This is a genomic window from Corynebacterium glyciniphilum AJ 3170 (genome assembly GCF_007673095.1).
GTDB lineage: Bacteria > Actinomycetota > Actinomycetes > Mycobacteriales > Mycobacteriaceae > Corynebacterium.
In genome coordinates this window covers 145,441-163,967 of the sequence record NZ_VDYZ01000007.1, presented here as the reverse complement: position 1 = coordinate 163,967, position 18,527 = coordinate 145,441, and the positions used below count along the sequence as shown (strand labels likewise).

The following is an 18,527-nucleotide window of genomic DNA, read 5'->3' as shown; positions in this document are numbered from 1 at the left end:
CAAGGGTACGTGACCGGCTTAGGATTGTCGGGTGAGTTCTTCTGCCACCGAACGTTCCCCGGCCAGTGTGTTAACCGCCCTCCGCAGCCCCCGCCTCCTCACCGTCGAGGTCCTCGGTGGTCTGGTGACGGCGTTCGCGCTGATCCCGGAGTCGTTGAGCTTCGCGATCGTGGCGGGTCTGGACCCGATGATGGGGCTGTACGCGGCATTCACGATGGCGTGTGTGACGGCGGTGCTGGGCGGGCGCCCGGGCATGGTGTCGGGTGCGGCGGGGTCGATTGCCCTGGTGATCTTCCCGGTCGCCCGCGACCACGGTGTGGAGTATCTGCTGGCCACGGTGATTCTCGGCGGCGTGCTGCAGATGGTGCTGGGTGCGTTGGGTGTGGCGAAGCTGATGCGCTTCATCCCCCGCTCGGTGATGGTGGGGTTCGTGGATGCCCTGGCGGTCCTGATCTTCTCGGCGCAGCTGCAGCATCTGTTCGGGGTGCCGTGGCTGGTGTATCCGTTGACGGCGGCCGGGCTGCTGGTGATCGTGCTGTTCCCCCGGTTGACGACACATTTCCCGGCGCCGTTGGCGTCGATCCTGTTGATCACCCTGGCGGTGATGGTCTTCAGCTGGGATGTTCCGACGGTGGGTGACCAGGGTGAGTTGCCGTCGTCGTTCCCGGGGTTCGGGGTGCCGTCAGTGCCGTTCTCGGTGGAGACATTGGGGATCATCGCCCCCTATGCGGTGGCGTTGGCCCTGGTGGGGCTGATGGAGTCCCTGCTGACGGCGAAACTGGTCGACGATCTGACGGACACGCATTCGGACAAGACCCGTGAGTCCCTGGGGCAGGGCGCGGCGAATGTGGTGACCGGGTTCTTCGGGGGCATGGGCGGCTGCGCGATGATCGGGCAGACGATGATCAACGTCAAGCAGGCCGGTGCGCGGACCCGGGTGAGTTCCTTCCTGGCCGGGGTGTTCCTGATCGTGTTGTCGGTGACCCTGTCCGATCTGGTGGGGCAGATCCCGATGGCAGCGTTGGTGGCTGTGATGCTGGTGGTCGCCTTCACCACCTTCGACTGGAACAGTGTGCGCACGTTGCGGGTGATGCCGTTGTCCGAGACGGTCGTACTGCTGGTGACGGTGGTGTCCACGGTGGTCACGGACAATCTGGCGGTCGGGGTGATCCTGGGGGTCGTCACGGCGATGGTGGCGTTCGCCCGGCGCGTGGCTCACCTGACCCGGGTGGACCGGGTCGGCGGTGAGGGCAGCGGACGGTACCGGGTGGACGGCCAGTTGTTCTTCGCGTCGTCGAATGACCTGGTGTACCAGTTCGACTACGTGGGTGATCCGGATGAGGTCACGGTCGATTTCTCGGACGCGACGGTATGGGATTCGTCGACGGTGGCGGCACTTCAGGGGGTGCGCGAGCAGTACGCGCGGCGGGGGAAGTCGGTGACGTTCACCGGCCTGGACGCCACGAGCAAGGGCTATATCGACCGGCTTGAGGGCCGGTTGGACTGAAGCCGCGGGTCGGCGGGTTATGCACAGGGGCCGGGACGTGGCGCTGAATTCGACGAAAGTTATGCACAGTGCCGCCGGCCCGGGTCGGCGGCCTTCCGTCCCGGTGCGCGGCTGTCGTAGTCTCCGTGGACCGCAGTTCACCGGTTCTTCCAGGAGGCAGCATGACCGCCGTGTTCGGTATCCGTCCGTCACAAGTCAGGACGACCGCCCGAGAGTTGACCGGGGAAGCGTCGGCGGTGACGGCTGCGGCGGAGGTTCTCGCTGCGGGTGTTCCGGTGTCCTCTGCTTTACCGGGCGGGCGGACGGTTGCTGCGCTGGTCGAGGGCGCCGACCGGGTCTCGCGCGCCGTCGACGGGGAGGCCCGGGTGCTCGAGGTGTTCGGTACTGACCTGAGGTCCTTCGCTGACGTGGTGGAGTCCGCCGAGCAGGACGCCGCGGCATCGCTGTCGGGGGCACCGACGGAATCACCGGCGGGGGTGCGCTGATGGACGTGCACGCACTCGCCGACGCACCCCTGGAGGACGCTGCCGCCGTCGCCGGTCGGTGGTCCGCGACGGCACGGGACCTGGAGTCCACGGGCACGGAAGTGCGGGAGCACGGGAAACTGCCGGGGTGGACCGGTACCGCGTCCGAGGCTATGCGCCACCGCATCGACAGTTCCGCCAACCGGCTTCTCGCGGTGACCGTCGCTGCCCGGTGGGTGGGTACCGTGCTGGGACACCATGCCACGGTGCTGTCGCAGGTGAGGTCCCAGGTTGCTCCGGTGCTGGCACTGGCCCGCAGGACGGGGATGCAGGTGTCGCCGGGTGGCACGGTGACGCCACCGGTCCCCCTGCCACCGTTGTCGGCTCTGGCTGCAGCGTGGTCGCTGGTCCTGCACGCCTGCCGCTCCTTCGCCACTGCTCTGGACGATGCGGCGGCAGCGGTGATCGCCGCGTTGTGTTCAGTGCGTGAGGCACCGCTGGTGTCTGCGGTCGACCGTGGCACGCTGGACGCCCGGGGCGCTGCCGCCGAGTTCATCGCCGACACTGCGACGACGTCCGCGGCCGTGACCATGCCGTCGGGGTTGACTACTCCGCTGGACGGCTCCCGGGAGGCGGCACTGCGCAAGGCTGTCGTCTCCGCCCGCCAGGAACTTGCCCTCCGGGGACTCGACCCGGATGCCGTCGGGGTCACGGTGGAGCAGATCGACGGGGAGGCCGTGGTCGTGGTCGGTGACATCCGGACAGCGGACAAGATCACCACACTGGTCAGTGGTGTCGGTTCCTCGGCGGACGGTGCGTTGGTGGGATCTGCCGGCGGTGCGGGGCGTATCGCCGGAGCCGGGCACGCCGTCATCGCCTGGCACGGTTACAGCGCGCCGGGGAACGTGGGTCAGGGGGTGAACCCGGCCTACGCGGGAGCCGGGGCACCTGCATTGCGTCGCGTGCAGTCGACCCTGAGAAACCGCTCCGCTGAGGGCGCCGAGCTGCAGATCGTGGCGCACAGTTACGGCACGACGCTGGTCGGTGCGGCAGCACGGGACCCGGCCGCCCCACTGGACGCGGACACCGTCCACCTGCTCGGAAGCCCGGGCACCGGGGTACGACGTGCGGATCAGATACATGTCAGCGCCCCGGGCAGCGATGCGGAGATCCACACCTGGCGGGCACCGGGAGATCTTATCGGTGCGACGACCGGAGCATCGGGAGGTGTGCACGGAGTTGACCCGACCTCCACCCGCTTCGGCGCAGACACGTCCAACGGCCTCCCGTCCGGGCAGCAGGGCGGTGTCGTCGGACGTATCCTGGGCCGCATGACCGACGGTTACCTGTGGTTCCGGGGCGAATGGGACTCCCACAGCAGCTACCTGTCCGACGACCATGTTCTGGAACAGGTGCGCTGATGTACTCGGTGATCATCATCGGTGCCGGGCAGGCCGGGCTCGCTGCCGCACACGCGTTGGTGCGCAAGGGCATCACCCCGGGAGAGAAGATGCTTGTCCTCGACGGCAACGACGGCCCCGGCGGAGCGTGGCGACACCGCTGGGAGTCGTTGACCCTGGGGAGCGCCCACGGCATCGCCGACCTTCCGGGCCTGCCGATGCCCCGGCCCGACCCCGGTGTCCCCGCGTCCGACCTGGTGGCCGACTACTACGGCACCTACGAGGACACCTTCGGCCTGCGGGTCAGGCGGCCCGCCCGCGTCATCCGGGTCGACGGGGACGCGCCGGGGCCGCTGACCGTGACGGTGGTGATGGACGGGCAGTGTTCCCGGCTGCAGACGAGCATGCTGATCAACGCCACCGGTACCTGGACGCACCCGTACATCCCCTACGTTCCCGGCATCGACCGCTTCAGCGGACGCCAGCTGCACACCGCCGACTACACGAAGAAGGAGGACTTCGCCGGTGACAGGGTGCTCGTCGTCGGTGGCGGGCTGAGCGCGGTCCAGTTCCTGCTGGAGCTCCACGAACCCGGTGGTGCCGCGTCCACGGTCTGGGCCACACGCCGGCCGCCGAATTTCGTGGACCGGATCTTCGACAACGACGACGGCAGCTGGGGACGGGAGGTGGAACGGCGGGTCCGCGCAGACACTGAGCATGGACGGCGTCCGGCCTCGGTGGTGCGCAACACCGGCATACCGGCCCTGCCCCGGTACCTCGAGGGCGTAGCCGACGGAACGCTTGTCTCGCGCGGCATGTTCACCCGCATCAACGACAGCTCGGTGACTTTCGGCGATACCGACCTACCGGATACAGGACAGGATCTGGTCCAACCAGACAGCTGGCGTCCTTTCGCCGAGGGCCACCGGGAGCCGGTGGACGTGATCTTCTGGAACACCGGTTTCCGTCCGGCCCTCAACCATCTGTCGCCGTTGCGCCTGCGTGAGCCCGGAGGTGGGATCACCGTGGTCAACGAGGTCGAGGTGGTGCGGGACGACCGCGTCCTGTTGGCCGGTTACGGGTCCACGGCATCCACGGTGGGGGCGAACCGCGCCGGGCGTCTTGCCGGCCAGGTGGCGGCCCGACGGCTGGCCGGGATGCTCTGACCGGGGGACTTCCCGTTAACGGCTCCGGCGGCCACTTGTGGGAACTCCGCCCCTGCCATATAGTTGACATGTCAACTACTTCCTTGTTCAGGAGATGTCATGAAGGCTTTCGGTTTCCTCAGCTTCGGCCACTACGATCTCGGAGCATCCGGACGTTCCACACCGGGGCGCACCATGCCCGGCGCGAAGGAGAACATCAAGAATGCCGTGGACATTGCCGTCGGTGCCGACGAGATCGGCGTGAACGGCGCCTACTGGCGCGTACACCACTTCGCCCCGCAGCATGCCGCACCCATGCCGATCCTCTCCGCCGCCGCGGCCAGGACACGGCACATCGAGGTCGGCACCGGCGTCATCGACCTGCGTTACGAAAACCCCCTCCACCTTGCAGAAGAGGCCGCCCAGCTGGACCTTCTCTCCGACGGCAGAGTGGCCCTCGGGGTCTCCCGTGGATCGCCCGAACCGGTGGACCGCGGCTACGCCGAGTTCGGTTACCGCCCGGAGGCCGACGATCCGAAGGGTGCGGAGATGGCACGGCAGAAGTTCGACCGCTTCATGTCCGCCGTCGACGGGGAGGGGATCGCCACTGCACTCCCCCTCGACGAGCAGTATCCGCGGATGTACCAGCCGAATACGCAGGTGCCGGTCATGCCCACGTCACTGTCGCTACGCAAGCATGTCTGGTGGGGCGCAGGCTCCCGCGACACCGCCGTGTGGGCCGCGCAGAAGGGCGTGAACCTGATGAGTTCCACCCTGCTGACCGAGGCCAACGGCGACGAATTCGCCGATCTCCAGGCTGACCAGCTCCGACTGTTCCGCCAGGCGTGGAAGGAAGCGGGCCATCCGTGGACACCGCGGACGTCGGTGTCCCGGTCGATCTTCCCGATCCTCTCGGAAACAGACCGCCGCATGTTCGGTACCGGCGACGATGGCGGGGTCGGCTACATCGACGACAGCACCGCCACCTTCGGCAGGACCTACGCCGACGAACCTGACAAGCTCATCGAGGAGCTGAAGAAGGATGCGGCGGTCATGGAAGCGGACACCCTGATGCTGACGATCCCCAGTCAGCTCGGGGTGGACGCCAACCTGAGGATCCTCTCCGCCTTCGCCGACCATGTCGCACCTGAGCTGGGATGGGAGCCGAGCACCGCAGGTCCGGTGACCGGTTACCCGATTCCCTGACTGCGCTGCGACGGAATGTAGCCTCAGGGGATGCTCCGCGTCGCAACTGCCAATATCAACGGGATCCGTGCCACGCACCGGAGAGGGTTCGCCGACTGGCTGGGCTCCCGGGGCTGCGATGTCGTCGCCCTGCAGGAGGTGCGGGCCCAGGCCCACAAGCTTCCGGAAGAAGCCTTCGGCGACTACCACGTGGCCCTGGAGACCGGCGACATTCCCGGGCGCAACGGGGTCGCCGTCCTCACCCGGCAGCCGCCTGCAGCGGTACGGTCCTGGAGCGACACCGCGTTGCTCGGTGGCCCTGATGCCGGCCCCGACGATCTCCGGCAGGTACCGGCACCCGATCACGTGGGGCTCGCCCGGGAACTCCGGGCATTCGCCAGCCAGGGCCGTTACCTTGAGGTCGACCTCGCCGACGAACCCGTCACGATCGCCAGTCTCTATCTGCCGAAGGGCGGGCTCCCGGCCGAGCTCCAACGACCGGAGCGTATGCGCGACGCCCCCGACGGTGGTGCCCGATACGACCGCAAGATGGCTTTCATGGCCGGATTCTCGCGTTATCTCACGCGTACCCGCCGGGCAGCCGCCGCAGCAGGCCGCGAGTTCCTGCTGATGGGAGACTTCAACATCGCCCACACCCGCCAGGATCTCGCGGCATGGCGCCGCAACCAGAAGAATGACGGCTTCCTGCCGGAGGAACGCGAGTGGTTCGGCGCTCAGTTGTCCACCCGGACACTCGTCGACGTCGTCCGGCACCTGCGTCCTGACGAGGACGGTCCGTACTCGTGGTGGTCATGGCTCGGCCAGTCTTTCGCGAATGACACGGGGTGGCGGCTGGACTACCACCTCGCGACTCCCCGCCTGGCGCATGCGGCGGTGCAGACCACGGTCGACCGGGACCATCACGGCGTGCGCCTCTCCGATCACTCCCCCGTGGTCGTCGACTACGACCTGTCGTGAGCCGCCGTGTCAACAGGACGATAGGAATATCAGGCCGACCAGCGCTGCCACCAGTGCCTTTTCTTAGGCATGATCTGAAGCTCGTCCGTGGCCTCTGGAGGGACATCCACCCCGGCATCCTCGTAAATGCTCCTTGGAAGGACGCGGTTCGTGCCCTCACTGAGGGACACGATCGCCCGAGCTCGAGCGCGCCGGACCTGAGGAGACACGTCCACATCCCATCCGCTTCCCATGCTCTGCACCCTTCCATCGCGCGAGCTGCTGCCCTCAGCCATTATCCCACCTTCCAGTCCTGAGCGCCAGGGCATCCACCACCGCTTCCTCAGTACGTGTCTTGAGCCGGCTATTCCCAAGTAGGTCGAGATTAACCCAACCGATGAGTTGAACGTGTTCCCGGCCGTCAAAGGTCTGATCCGTCGCCCACGTGTACCGGCGCCACCACTCAGCACGATTGTCCGACCGCATCTTCTGCCAGATCGTCACCAGCACAGCCACAATCCCGAGCGCCGCGACGAGTAGCTGCCCGACCCTGATCCATTCCTCCACGGTCATCGCGCCTCCTCTCCCGGAGCCGGTGGACTACCGGCACCCACGGAGATTATCCTGCACGCCATGCCGGACCGGCCCGAGGAATCGTGAATCACGTCGAAGATGTGGACAACCACGCACCTGTGGACAATCCAGGGACTATATGTAACCAGAAGAATGGGGTGCCGGACCGGCCCGCGCCAGCACCCCCGCCGGGGAACCGTCCCCGGGGCCACTCCAGGTCCACCCGCTCCGGTAAGACTGGAGAGCATGACATCCAGCGCCTCCACCGCCTCGCCTGATCTCCGGTCAGCCTCGACCCGCCGACACGGACACACCGTCCGGGAACACGTCCTCACCGCGCCGCTGGTCCACCACACACCGGACCCCCGCACCATCGAGGTCTACGCCCGCGAATACGTCCCGGACGGCGGAGAGGATCGCCCCGTACTGATGTTCCTCCAGGGCGGGCCCGGCCACGGAGCGCCCCGCCCCGTGGCGCCCGGCGACGGCGGGTCCCTGTCGGGGTGGCTGGGCGAGGCGCTCAGCCACTACCGGGTGATCCTGTTCGACCAGCGCGGCACTGGCCGCTCGACCCCCGTCGACGTCGCAGCTCCCGAAGCGCTCGGCCCCACACCCCCGGACCAGGCCGAGTACCTCACCCACCTGCGCGCCGACAGCATCGTGGAGGACGCCGAACTGCTTCGCCGGGCACTCGGCGAAGATCCCTGGACTCTGTTGGGCCAGTCCTTCGGCGGGTTCTGCATCACCTCCTACCTCTCCCTCCGTCCCGAAGGTGTCCGTGAGGCCTTCTTCACCGGCGGACTGCCCGGCTACGTCAGCGACCCGCACACCCGGGTGGACGACATCTACCGCGCCACATTCGCGAAGACCGCCATACGAAACGACCGCTTCTACGCGCGCTTCCCCTGGGCGGAACACCGCGTGGCCGAGATCTGCCGTCACCTGGACGACACCGAGGAGACGCTGCCGACCGGCGAACGGCTGACGTCGCGCCGGTTCCGCACCGTCGGCATGAACCTCGGCCGGACGGGAGGGTTCGACATGCTGTCCTACCTGCTGGAAGATCCCTTCCGCACCGTCCCCGGCAGCCCGGGCGCGGTGGGACGCCGTCGCCTACGCACTCCGTTCCTCAGCGAACTGGCCGGCCACCTCAGTGTGTCGGACGCCCCGCTGTACGGGGTGATGCACGAGTCGATCTACGGCATCGACGCCGCCACGAACTGGTCGGCCCACCGCATCCGCGAACAGATCCCCGGTTTCGCGGAGAACACGGAGAACACGGCGAACACGGCAAGCGCCGCAAGCACCGACAGTCCCCTGTACCTCACCGCAGAGCACTTCTTCCCCTGGCAGTTCGAGGAAGACCCGGCGCTGCGTCCGTGGAAGGCAGTCGCCGACCTGCTCGCGGCGAAGGACGACTGGACACCACTCTACGACGCCGACCAGCTGCGGCAGACCAGCGTCCCCACCGCCGCCGCCGTCTACCTCGACGACATCTTCGTCCCCTTCGAACTGTCGATGGAGACCGCCTCGACGATCCGGGGTCTGCGTCCCCACGTCACCAACCGCTGGGAGCACAACGGAATCAGCCAGGACGGTGCCGCTATCCTGCGCCATCTGCGCGCACTGGTGAAAGATCACTGATCCGGGATACTCTGTCTCCCCGTGACTGACACCTCCTCAGACCCCGGCATACTGCCCCGGCGGGACACTGTCCGGCTGCCGACGCTGGTCTCCCTCATCGTCGGATCCTGCGTGGGCGCGGGCATATTCGCCCTGCCGCAGAACATCTCCGCGGTAGCCTCGCCGGGTGCGGCAGTCATCGGCTGGCTGATCACCGGCATCGGCATGCTGTGCGTGGCCTTCGTCTTCCAGGCGTTGGCACAGCGCAAGCCGAACCTGGACTCCGGAGTGTACAGCTACGTGCGGGGCGGTCTCGGCGACTTCGTCGGGTTCGCCTCCGGCTGGGGGTACTGGCTGGGCAGCATCATCGCCCAGGTCGGCTACGCCACCCTGTTCTTCGGCTCGCTCGGCCATTTCCTCCCTCTCTTCGCCGACGGCCAGTCACTCGTCCAGGCGTTCTTCGTGTCCGGGCTGAACTGGGTGATCTTCCTGGCACTGTCGCGGGGTGTGCGCCAGGCCGCCGTCCTGAACGTCGTCACGACCGCGGCGAAACTCCTGCCGATTCTCGCGTTCCTCGGGATCCTGCTCTTCGCCGGGTTCCACACCGAGATCTTCACCGCCGACTTCTGGGGGTCGGCGGACACCTTCGGGGACAACGCCGATGAGGCAGCCAGCCTGTCTGACCAGGTCAAGGGTATGATGCTGTTCACGGTGTGGGCATTCATCGGTGTGGAGGGCGCATCCACGTACTCACGCCGGGCACGCCGCCGCAAGGACATCTCGATGGCGACGCTGCTGGGCTTCCTCACCGTGTTCCTGCTGCTGGTCATGGTCAGTTTCCTGTCCTACGGGGTGGCGCCCCGTGAAGAACTCGCCGCGATGGGTGACAACTCCATGGCCGAGGTCCTCGAGATCGTCGTCGGCCCCTGGGGCGCCGGGCTGGTCTCCATCGGCCTGTGCATCTCCGTGCTGGGCGCCTACGTCTCCTGGCAGATGCTGTGCGCCGAGCCGATCACCCTGATGGCACAGGACGGCCTGCTCCCCCGCAGGCTGGGGTACGTCAACCGTCGTGGTGCCCCTGTCGTCGCCCAGCTGTTCTCGGCGATCGTGATCCAGCTGTTCATCGTGATCTTCTACCTCAACGAGTCCGCCTACACGACGATGGTCCAGCTGGCGACATCGTTGTACCTGATCCCCTATCTGTTCTCGGCGCTGTACCTGATCTTCCTGTGCACCCGCGGCGAAGGAATATCCCACCCGGATGCCGGCACGAAGTTCGACCTCTCCGGCCCGACGGTGGGAGGTTCGGCCAACCGTCGGCACCTGCTGATCGGCGTCCTGGCGTTCGTGTACTCCCTGTGGCTGTTCTACGCCGCGGACGTGAAGTACGTCCTGATGGGCATGGTGCTGATCGTGCCGGGCATGGTCGCCTACGTTGTCACCCGCCGCCGCGCCGGCGGACGCGTGTTCAACGCCTTCGAATGGGTCATCGCCGTCGGCGTCACCGTGGCGGCGGTCATTGCGGTGGTGCTGATCGCCCAGGGGACGCTGAGTCTGTAGGAGACACTCGCTCGCGGGTGCATGCATAGTACATGCATGGCCGTCTCGCTCCAGATCCGCAACGTCCCGGAGAACACCCGCGACCGCATCGCCGAGCAGGCACGGCGGCAGGGGAAGAGTGTCCAGGCATATATCCTGGAGCTGATCGAGCGTGAAGCCAGGTCCAGCAACAACCCCGCGGTCTTCGATCGCACTGCGCACCTTCCGCCGCACACATGAGACTCACGGACGAACGCCCCCGGCGAATTCCTTCGGCCAGCGTGCAGTTAACATTCGCACCCCATAAGGTGCTGAACATATCAAAACGCCAGGTCAGATTTTCTGAAGCTGGTGATGGAGTGCGATATCTAGCACAGTAGTGCCGGTGACAACCTCAGTGAAGAACCAGCGGTCCGCTCAGCGCTTCGGATCGTCCGGCGATCCCGACGACCCGGACGACGAGGATCCCCGCCCCCCTCGCCGCCGCTGCTCCCACAGCACCACAGCGGTGGAGCGCGGGACGTGGACGATCTCGCCGCGACGACCACCCCGCGCCGCCTGACCGGAATTCTGCTCGGCGGTCGCGAGTCTCAACTGGAGAACGTCCACCTCGTCCTTCAGGTCCCGGACCTGGTTCTGGAGGTCGATGATCGCCTTGATCCCGGCGAGGTTCACCCCCTCGTCGTGACTGAGCCGCTGGATCTCCAGCAGCTGCTCGATGTCGTCACGCGAATAGCGGCGACCACCGCCACTGGTCCGCTCGGGCGAGACCAGACCCAACCTGTCATAGGTGCGCAGGGTCTGTGCGTGCATCCCCGTGATCTCCGCGGCGACGGAGATCACGAACACCTCCCGGGATTCGCCCGGAACGTCTCCGTTCCTGTCACTCATCTTCAATCACCAGCTGTCTGTCAGTTGCCGGACCAGCCCGCACGGGGGTCGAAACCGGTTCGCTTCTCTTCCTCAGCGTAGTGACGCAACGCACTCGCCGCGCCCTCGTCGAGATTCTTCGGCACCGCGACCTTCACCGTCACCAGCAGGTCACCGGACGCCCCGTTGCGCTTGGTGACACCCCGGCCTCGGATGCGCAGCGTCGTCCCGTCCGCGGTTCCCGCCGGGATCTTGACCCGCACGCGGGTGTCCAGCGTCGGCACGGTGACCGCCCCACCGAGTGCGAGTTCGGTGAAGCTGACCGGCACGGTCATCTTCAGGTCGTCACCGTTGCGGGTGAACAGGTCGTCGGGCCGGACGTGGACGGTGACGAAGAGGTCACCGGCGGGACGTCCGCGCTCGCCCGCCTCACCCTGGCCGGCGAGGCGGACCTTCTGTCCGTCGACGACACCGGCAGGCACGCGCACGGTGATCGTCCGGGTGCGGGTGATCCGGCCGGTCCCCGAGCAGTCGTGGCAGGGATCCTCGATCCGGGTACCGGTGCCGTTGCAGTCGGAGCAGGGGCGGGAGAAGCCGAACGCACCACGGTTCTCCGAGACCAGACCGGTCCCGGAACAGGTGCCGCACCGGGAGCTTGACGTCCCCGGCGTCGCACCGGAGCCGTGGCAGGTCGTGCAGGCCGCCGGGCTGGTCAGACGGATCGGGACGGTGACACCCTTGGTCGCCTCACGGAAGTCCAGGGTGATCTCGGTCTCGACGTCCGCACCGCGGGTCCGTCGCTGAGTGCGCGTGCCGGCTCCCCGGGCTCCGCCGCCACCGAACATGTCACCGAAGACGTCGCTGAAACCACCGCCACCACCACCGGCACGATTGAAGAGGTCACCCAGGTCGAAACCGTCGAAACCGCCGGCGGCTCCAGCGCTACCAGGGCCACCAGCACCCCCGGGCGCGCCGCCGAACCCACCGAAACCGCCACCCGGAGCACCGTAGCCACCGCTGGCGACCATCTGCTTCAGTTCGTCGTACTCGGCGCGCTTGTCCTTGTCACCGAGTACGGAGTAGGCCTCCGAGGCGGTCTTGAACCGGTTCTCGGCCGCGGTGTCGCCCGGATGTGCGTCGGGGTGGTTCTCCCGCGCGATCTTGCGGTAGGCCTTCTTGATCTCGTCGGCCTCCGCGGTGGACGACACGCCGAGGTCGGCGTAGTAGTCCTTGTCGATCCACTCCTTCTGGGCCACCTGGTTCCTCTCTTCCTGAACAGTCCCGGTTGTGCCGGGGTCTCCGGTCTTCTGCTGTCTCTCCGGGGGCCGCCGCCACTGGCCGCAGAGCCCGGAACCCTCTCATGAAACTTGAGCCTATCACGCTAAGGTCTATCTCCTGTAACGCACGTCGAGCGGCGGACATTCCCGGCTGTTAGGGTAGGTTCCCATGTTCTCCAGAGACGGTCGGAAACGGCCCACCCCACGGCGGGTCGTCGACCCGGAGGCACCCGACGCGATGTTCCCCCACCTCCCCCGTCAGCGCGCTGACCTGCTACGGGAGGAGACGATGCGCTACCTCCACGCCGAGGGGTTCGACACCGCCTGGCGCCCGGACGGGTACATCGTCGCCACACCCGCCCGCAAGCAGGAGGGGGAAGAGGATGCCACGGCCGAGCAGGACGCGCCGCCTCCGCAGTCCCGCCGACTCATCGGCCTGGACAACCTCTCCCTCCAGATCGCCACAGCACCACATGCACCGGTGTCCGAGATCATCGAGCTGATCCGGTACTTCCTGGCCACAGTGCTCACCGAGATTGACGTCGACGCACTACCGGACGCCGATTTCCTCCGGCACCTGCACGTGCGTCTCGCCGCACGTAGCGCCCTCGACGCCGCGTCCGGCGCGGTGGACGACGCCTCCCGCGATTTCACCGGCGACCTGCACGTCTCCCTCGTCCTTGACACCCCGGACGCCATCATGACGCTCAACGACGAGGCACTCGCCGCCCACGGCACCGCTACCCGGGAACAACTCGCCGACCTCTACCGCGTCGGCTACCGCAACACCTGGCAGGAACTCCACGACGCCGCCGTCGACGTCAACGAGGTCCACGGCGATGTGCACGGTGGCTCCCCCGGCGCGTACTTCCACGTCGTGGAGTCCAATTCCTTCTTCCTCGCCAGCGCCCCGTTGTTCCTCGATGAACTGCTGCCCCGCTGGCTCCCCGACATGGACGCCTCCGCCGGGGTGATGGTCGCCGTGCCGCACCGCCACCTGATGCTCGTCCGGGAGGTCACCACCGGACAGGACCTGCTCGACGGGATCAACACCATGACCTCGGTCGCACTCGCCCAACTCGCCACCAACCCCGGCCCGCTCACCGCCCGACTCCACCTCGCGTACGACGGTGACGTGCGCGTCTTCACCGACATCACCACCGGCGACGACGGCCAACAGATCCTCCAGGTCGAGCCCGACGACTACCTGCTGTCCCGGCTCGAGAGCGAGAACTGACCACGGTGAAGAAGAAGGTGAACACCGGACGTGTATCCGGCGGGCTCAGTCGGCGGGCCTTCCTCATCGGTGGCGGTGTCGGCGTCCTCGGGGCGGGTGCCGTCATCGGCGGCGGCACACTGCTCCGCAGCCGCGACGAGGACGACGGGTCGGTCGGGCTCCCCCGTGCCGTCGATCCCGGTCCGCTGCAACTGCAGGTCGGCGGCGACGACCATCCTGGACGGGTCACCGTCCTGACCACGGCAGGGCGCCGTCTGGTCCACTTCGACGGATACCGGTTGACCACCTCCACCGGTACCCGCGGCGCCACCGTCGACGACCCCGGCGACGGCCGTCCCGGTTCCGGCCCCGTCCGCATCGACTTCGAGGTCACCGATCCGGACTACACCGCCTCGGTCACCTACCGTGCCGACGGGGGACGGGTCACAGCCGACTGGGAGTTCACCGCACCGGGCGACGGCCTTGATTCCGCGGGACGGGCGCTGCTGCGCGGCGGACGGGTCTACTGCACCCTCGTGGACGCCCGTGACGCTTCCGAACTCCACGTCCCCGCCAGCCGGTGGGTGCGTGACTCCCGCGGCGGGGTGCCGGTCCAGGAGCGTGTCGCCGAACTCAACTTCATCGACTGGGACGTGCAGGACAGTGGGAACGGTGAAGGGGGCGACGGTGCAGCCCGGCTCTACGGCTGTATCACCACCGCCACCAGTACCTCCCGTAGCGACACGATGCTGCACGCCGCACCGTCCCGCGACGACGACGGTGTCTGGCGCTCCCGGCTCGAGTTCCGCGCCGACACGACCGTCGGTGCGGCCCGCAGTCTCGTCGACGACGGACGGACACTGCTCGCCGGCGCCGTGCTCGGGAGCACGGGACTGCCCGACCCCACCGTCGACATCACCAGTGCAGCCACCTACAACGTCGTCGCCGGAAGTGGCCCGCGAACCTTCACCGTCGGTCTCGCCGGACGGTCGGTCACGTCCCGGAGCAGCACGGGTATCGAGGTCATCGCCCGTGACTTCGACGGCACCGAGTTCCACCGTTCCCGCCATGAGGTGGCCGTACCGCGGGACGGCGACTCCACCGACTCCACTGGCTACGTCGACACCGACGTCACCATCGACCTGCCCGGCCCCCGGTCCTGGTGCTCCATCGAAGCCACCAGCGCCGACTCCTTCGCCCGCACCGCCGCCGCTGTCTGGCCCGACCATGACTTCGGACCGTCCGACCAGTCCATCATCGGACTCGGCGGTTTCGCCTCCACGCCGTCCCCCGGCAGCGCACAGAGCCCTGGACTGGAGTCGCGCAGCGCAGAACGTGCCCTGTGGCGTCGCCTCGGCGTCCGGCACCTGCGTAACCCCTGGCTGACCGCCGAGGAAGCCAGTGAACTCGGTATCAGCACCGCCGTACAGCCTGGAGGGTCACCCGGGAAATTCGATGACGCCTCCGGCGGTGAAAGTTTCAGCGAGTGGGCGGCGAAAGCCCTCGACCGCGGGGAGAACGCCGGCGCCGCACACTACGAACTCCTCAACGAATGGAGCCTCGCCGGTGCCGACACCGTGGAACTCGCCACCGAGTACACCGACCAGTGGCTCATTCCCTTCCGCGCCGAGATGGACCGTCGGGGCACCGACGCCACACTGCTCGCCATGCCCCTGGCGGGATGGGACGCCGAGTTCCTCGACACCATCCGCGACCGCGGCGGCTGGACACTGCTCGACGGCATCGCCGAACACGCAGGCCGCGGCAACTACGTGCCCGACTACGACGGCGGGAAATGGAACTTCCTCGGGCAGGTGCGCACCGCGCGTGCCTATCTCGACGGCCACGCCACCGACGCCGACTCCCCCACCGAGCTGTGGCTCACCGAGACCTACGCCTGCACCCGTCCCAACGCCTGGTGGTACGACGACGAACGCACCGCCGCGGACTCCGTCCTGCTGACCCTCATGCTCGCCAAGGCGGAAGGGGTCAGCGGGGTGCACTGGTTCCAACTCGCCGACGGACTCTGGCACGACAAGTACGGCGTGAACCCCACCGAATCCGAGTACCACTACGGACTCCTGCACGCGGACCGCTCACCCAAACCGTCTCTCCCCGCCTTCGCCTTCGCCGCGGAGATGCTCGACGGTGCGGAGTTCCTCGGCTGGATCGAGTCCCCTCATCCCGACCTGCGGGGGTTACGGTTCTCCCGTGACGGTGCGGCGTTCTGGGTGCTCTGGAGCAGGCAGGACGGTTACCTCAACAACGCCGCCCACGGCACCGACAGCTACTTCCCCCACCCCGAACCGTGGATCCCGCCGGAGGGATCGTCCCTGCAGGTCACGGTCCCTGGTGCGACCCGGTGCCAGGACGTGCTCGGTCGCGACCTCGACACTGACGGCGAACGCGTCACCGTGACCGGCTCCCCGGTGGTGGTGACCGGCGATCTCGACGTTGAGCTCCCCGGCCCCGAGGAGGTCGACGGAGACATGGGCGTCGCCCTGACCGACGTCGCCGTGCGTCGCGGCGACAGTCCCGGCACGCTCGTCGTCGAGGGTGTCAACGACACCGGGGGACGGCTCGGCATCCGGATCATGGGACGGCAGGTCCGCGGTGTCCTCGACGAGATCTCACTGGTCGTCGCCGAGGGCAGGTTCACCGAGACCGTGGAGATGGGCGACGCGATGCCGGAGGACATGGAGACTCCGTCCGATAGTGCCGGCGCGGCCGTCGGCGCCGTCGGCTCCCGGGCCGGGCGCCCCCAGGTGCGGATCATGGCGCAGCGTCGTGAAAAGGTCACCGCCTCCGCGGCGGAGTCGCAGGTGTACCGGGCGGAGTACTACCGCACCGTGTGACCGGTTGTTAGTGTAGATAACCATGTTCTTCCGAGACCGCCGGAAGCGCCAGGTCACCCGGGGTAGCGCCGACCCCACGGCGCCGGACGGCATGTTCCCTCACCTTCCGCGGCACCGGGCGGATTTCCTGCGTCAACAGACCCTGCGTCTGCTCGACGACGAGGGCTACGACACCACCCTGCGCCCTGACGCCGTCATCGAGGCCCGGTACATCGCGCCGCCCGAACACCCCTCCGACTCCCCGGAGCCGGCGACAGTGTTCATCAGCTTGGAAACCCTCTCGCTGCAATTCGCCGATACGGGAGCCCACGCCAACCTCTCTGAACTCCTCGAACTGATCCGCAGCCACATCCACACCGCCACCACCGGCACCGGTGAGTCTCCCCGTCACTCCCTCGCAGACCTGCCCGACGCCGACTTCCTGCGACAACTCCGTATCCGGCTCGCGACGACAGAGACGCTCGCCGCCATGTCGGGCACCGTCGAGGACGCCTCCCGGGAGTTCACCGGTGACCTGCACGTCTCCCTGGTGCTCGACACTCCGGACACGGTGATGGTGCTCGATGACGACGCGCTGGCCGCCCACGGCTCGGCGACCACCGAGGAACTCAGCGACCTGTACCGGGTCGGCTACCGCAACACCTGGCAGGAGCTCATCGACTGCCACGTCAGTGCGACGCCGGTCCAGGAGATCATGCGGGGAACTGCTCAGGGGGAGATCCTGGAGGCCGACGCCGCGGCACGGTTCTGGACGGTGGAGTCCGACTCGTTCTTCCTGGCCAGCGCAACCCTGTTCCTCGACGACCTGCTCCCCCGCTGGCTTCCCCGCCTCGACCTGGCCCACGGTGTCCTTGTCGCGGTGCCCCACCGCCACCTGCTGCTGGTCCGTGAGGTCAGCACCGGTCAGGACCTGATGAACGGTATCAAGGCGATGAGTACCGAGGCACTGACCCAGCACCGGAGCAATCCGGGTCCGCTCAGTGCCCGACTGCACCTCTGGCACGACGGTGAGACCACAGCCTTCACCGACATCTCCACCAACGCTGACGGACAGCAGGTCGTCGCGATCCACCCGGACGCCTATCTCGCGTCACGCATCGAGTCCTGAACTGAGACTCACTGAGACTCACTGGGACCCGACAGCCCCGCCAGCCGCGACAGCCCCGAGTAAGACTGAAAAAGCCTCCGCCCGGGCACGCCGATCAAGGAAAGGCGTGCCCGGGCGGAGACGTGTTCAGGAGGCTCCGGGGTGAGCGGGTCGACTAGCGGTCTGCGATGACCACCATGGCGGTGCGCAGCACGCGGTCGCCCAGGCGGTAGCCCCTGCGCAGGACGGTGCCCACGGCCTTGTCGTCGCCACTGGAGGTGTCCTGCACCGCCTCGTGCTTCGACGGGTCGAACTCATCGCCCTCGGCGCCGAAGGTCTCGACCTTCAGTCCGTTGAGTACGGAGTCCAGCTTGTCGGCCACGGCCTTGAGCGGACCGTTGAGGTCACCGTGCTGCTCGGCGAGATCCAGGTCGTCCCGGATCGGCAGCAGGGAGGCGGCGACATCCGCCTTCGCTGCCTCACCGATGCCCACCCGGTCCCGCTCCGTACGGCGACGGTAGTTCGCGAACTCCGCGCTGACCCGCTGCAGGTCGGCGGTACGCTCGGCGAGCTGGGCCTCCGCGTCGGAGAGTTCGCCGGAACCGTCGATGTCGGCGTCCGCGGTCTCGGGGACCCCGTCCTCGGCCTCGCCGGCAAGCGCCTCGGTGGTTTCCTCGGCGGCTTCCTCGGCCTCGACGGTCTCGGCGTCGACCGCACCGTCGGCAGCTTCGGCGTCGATGACTGCGTCCTCTTCCGGGGTGGTCTCGGCCAGGTCCGGTGAGGTGTACTCCTCGTCGGTCATGTCCGGGTCACCGGGGTTGTCGGGCAT

16 protein-coding genes are annotated in these 18,527 nt (G+C 67.7%); 12 read left to right on the top strand and 4 right to left on the bottom strand.

The annotated features are described in order from the left end of the window. Positions 1-31: 31 nt before the first annotated feature. The 6 genes from FS507_RS08590 (at position 32) to FS507_RS08565 (ending at position 6,679) form a co-directional block, all read left to right on the top strand. Positions 32-1,507, top strand: a complete 1,476-nt coding sequence (locus tag FS507_RS08590) for a SulP family inorganic anion transporter (RefSeq protein ID WP_145942367.1) — start codon at positions 32-34, stop codon at positions 1,505-1,507. A 161-nt stretch (positions 1,508-1,668) separates the two neighbouring features. Further along, entirely contained in the window at positions 1,669-1,992 is a 324-nt protein-coding gene (locus FS507_RS08585; protein WP_145942366.1) for a hypothetical protein, read from the top strand. After that, on the top strand, positions 1,992-3,392 hold the full coding sequence (locus FS507_RS08580) for an alpha/beta hydrolase (protein ID WP_145942365.1): 1,401 nt from the start codon (positions 1,992-1,994) through the stop codon (positions 3,390-3,392). Before FS507_RS08585 ends, FS507_RS08580 begins: the two co-directional genes overlap by 1 nt. Next, a complete protein-coding gene (locus FS507_RS08575; RefSeq protein WP_145942364.1) occupies positions 3,392-4,537 on the top strand; it encodes an NAD(P)-binding domain-containing protein in 1,146 nt (381 codons plus the stop codon). The genes FS507_RS08580 and FS507_RS08575 overlap by 1 nt, the downstream gene beginning before the upstream one ends. A gap of 99 nt (positions 4,538-4,636) precedes the next feature. Next, positions 4,637-5,722 carry an LLM class flavin-dependent oxidoreductase gene (locus FS507_RS08570; protein ID WP_145942363.1) on the top strand — a complete coding sequence of 362 codons (1,086 nt, stop codon included), beginning with the start codon at positions 4,637-4,639 and terminating at the stop codon, positions 5,720-5,722. Positions 5,723-5,752: 30 nt separating this feature from the next. Beyond that, positions 5,753-6,679, top strand: a complete 927-nt coding sequence (locus FS507_RS08565; protein ID WP_145942362.1) for an exodeoxyribonuclease III — start codon at positions 5,753-5,755, stop codon at positions 6,677-6,679. Between the two features lie 267 nt (positions 6,680-6,946). On the opposite strand, the gene FS507_RS08560 is transcribed toward FS507_RS08565, so the two are convergent. Beyond that, entirely contained in the window at positions 6,947-7,231 is a 285-nt protein-coding gene (locus FS507_RS08560) for a hypothetical protein (RefSeq protein ID WP_145942361.1), read from the bottom strand. 246 nt (positions 7,232-7,477) lie between these two features. Between FS507_RS08560 and FS507_RS08555 the strand changes: the two genes are divergently transcribed. From FS507_RS08555 to FS507_RS08545, 3 genes are read left to right on the top strand one after another with little or no spacing between them, the layout of a single operon-like run. Beyond that, the gene (locus FS507_RS08555; protein WP_145942360.1) at positions 7,478-8,875 is read left to right on the top strand and encodes an alpha/beta fold hydrolase; all 1,398 of its coding nucleotides are present in this window, start codon (positions 7,478-7,480) and stop codon (positions 8,873-8,875) included. A 21-nt stretch (positions 8,876-8,896) separates the two neighbouring features. Next, a complete protein-coding gene (locus FS507_RS08550) occupies positions 8,897-10,414 on the top strand; it encodes a basic amino acid/polyamine antiporter (protein ID WP_260853245.1) in 1,518 nt (505 codons plus the stop codon). A gap of 36 nt (positions 10,415-10,450) precedes the next feature. After that, positions 10,451-10,633 (top strand): FitA-like ribbon-helix-helix domain-containing protein, encoded by a 183-nt coding sequence (locus FS507_RS08545; protein WP_145942359.1) that lies wholly within the window; start codon positions 10,451-10,453, stop codon positions 10,631-10,633. A gap of 177 nt (positions 10,634-10,810) precedes the next feature. Here FS507_RS08545 and FS507_RS08540 read toward each other — a convergent pair whose 3' ends face one another. Next, the gene (locus FS507_RS08540; protein WP_145942358.1) at positions 10,811-11,284 is read right to left on the bottom strand and encodes a heat shock protein transcriptional repressor HspR; all 474 of its coding nucleotides are present in this window, start codon (positions 11,282-11,284) and stop codon (positions 10,811-10,813) included. Between the two features lie 20 nt (positions 11,285-11,304). Then, positions 11,305-12,519 carry a molecular chaperone DnaJ gene (gene dnaJ, locus FS507_RS08535; protein WP_145942357.1) on the bottom strand — a complete coding sequence of 405 codons (1,215 nt, stop codon included), beginning with the start codon at positions 12,517-12,519 and terminating at the stop codon, positions 11,305-11,307. A 190-nt stretch (positions 12,520-12,709) separates the two neighbouring features. Between dnaJ and FS507_RS08530 the strand changes: the two genes are divergently transcribed. The 3 genes from FS507_RS08530 to FS507_RS08520 are packed head-to-tail and all read left to right on the top strand — an operon-like array spanning position 12,710 to position 17,719. Then, a complete protein-coding gene (locus FS507_RS08530) occupies positions 12,710-13,777 on the top strand; it encodes a hypothetical protein (protein ID WP_145942356.1) in 1,068 nt (355 codons plus the stop codon). 5 nt (positions 13,778-13,782) lie between these two features. Further along, positions 13,783-16,611 (top strand): hypothetical protein, encoded by a 2,829-nt coding sequence (locus FS507_RS08525; protein ID WP_222121398.1) that lies wholly within the window; start codon positions 13,783-13,785, stop codon positions 16,609-16,611. Positions 16,612-16,633: 22 nt separating this feature from the next. Then, positions 16,634-17,719, top strand: coding sequence for a hypothetical protein (locus FS507_RS08520; RefSeq protein WP_145942354.1), 1,086 nt, complete (start codon positions 16,634-16,636; stop codon positions 17,717-17,719). 154 nt (positions 17,720-17,873) lie between these two features. On the opposite strand, the gene grpE is transcribed toward FS507_RS08520, so the two are convergent. Continuing rightward, positions 17,874-18,527 carry a nucleotide exchange factor GrpE gene (grpE, locus tag FS507_RS08515; RefSeq protein WP_145942417.1) on the bottom strand — a complete coding sequence of 218 codons (654 nt, stop codon included), beginning with the start codon at positions 18,525-18,527 and terminating at the stop codon, positions 17,874-17,876.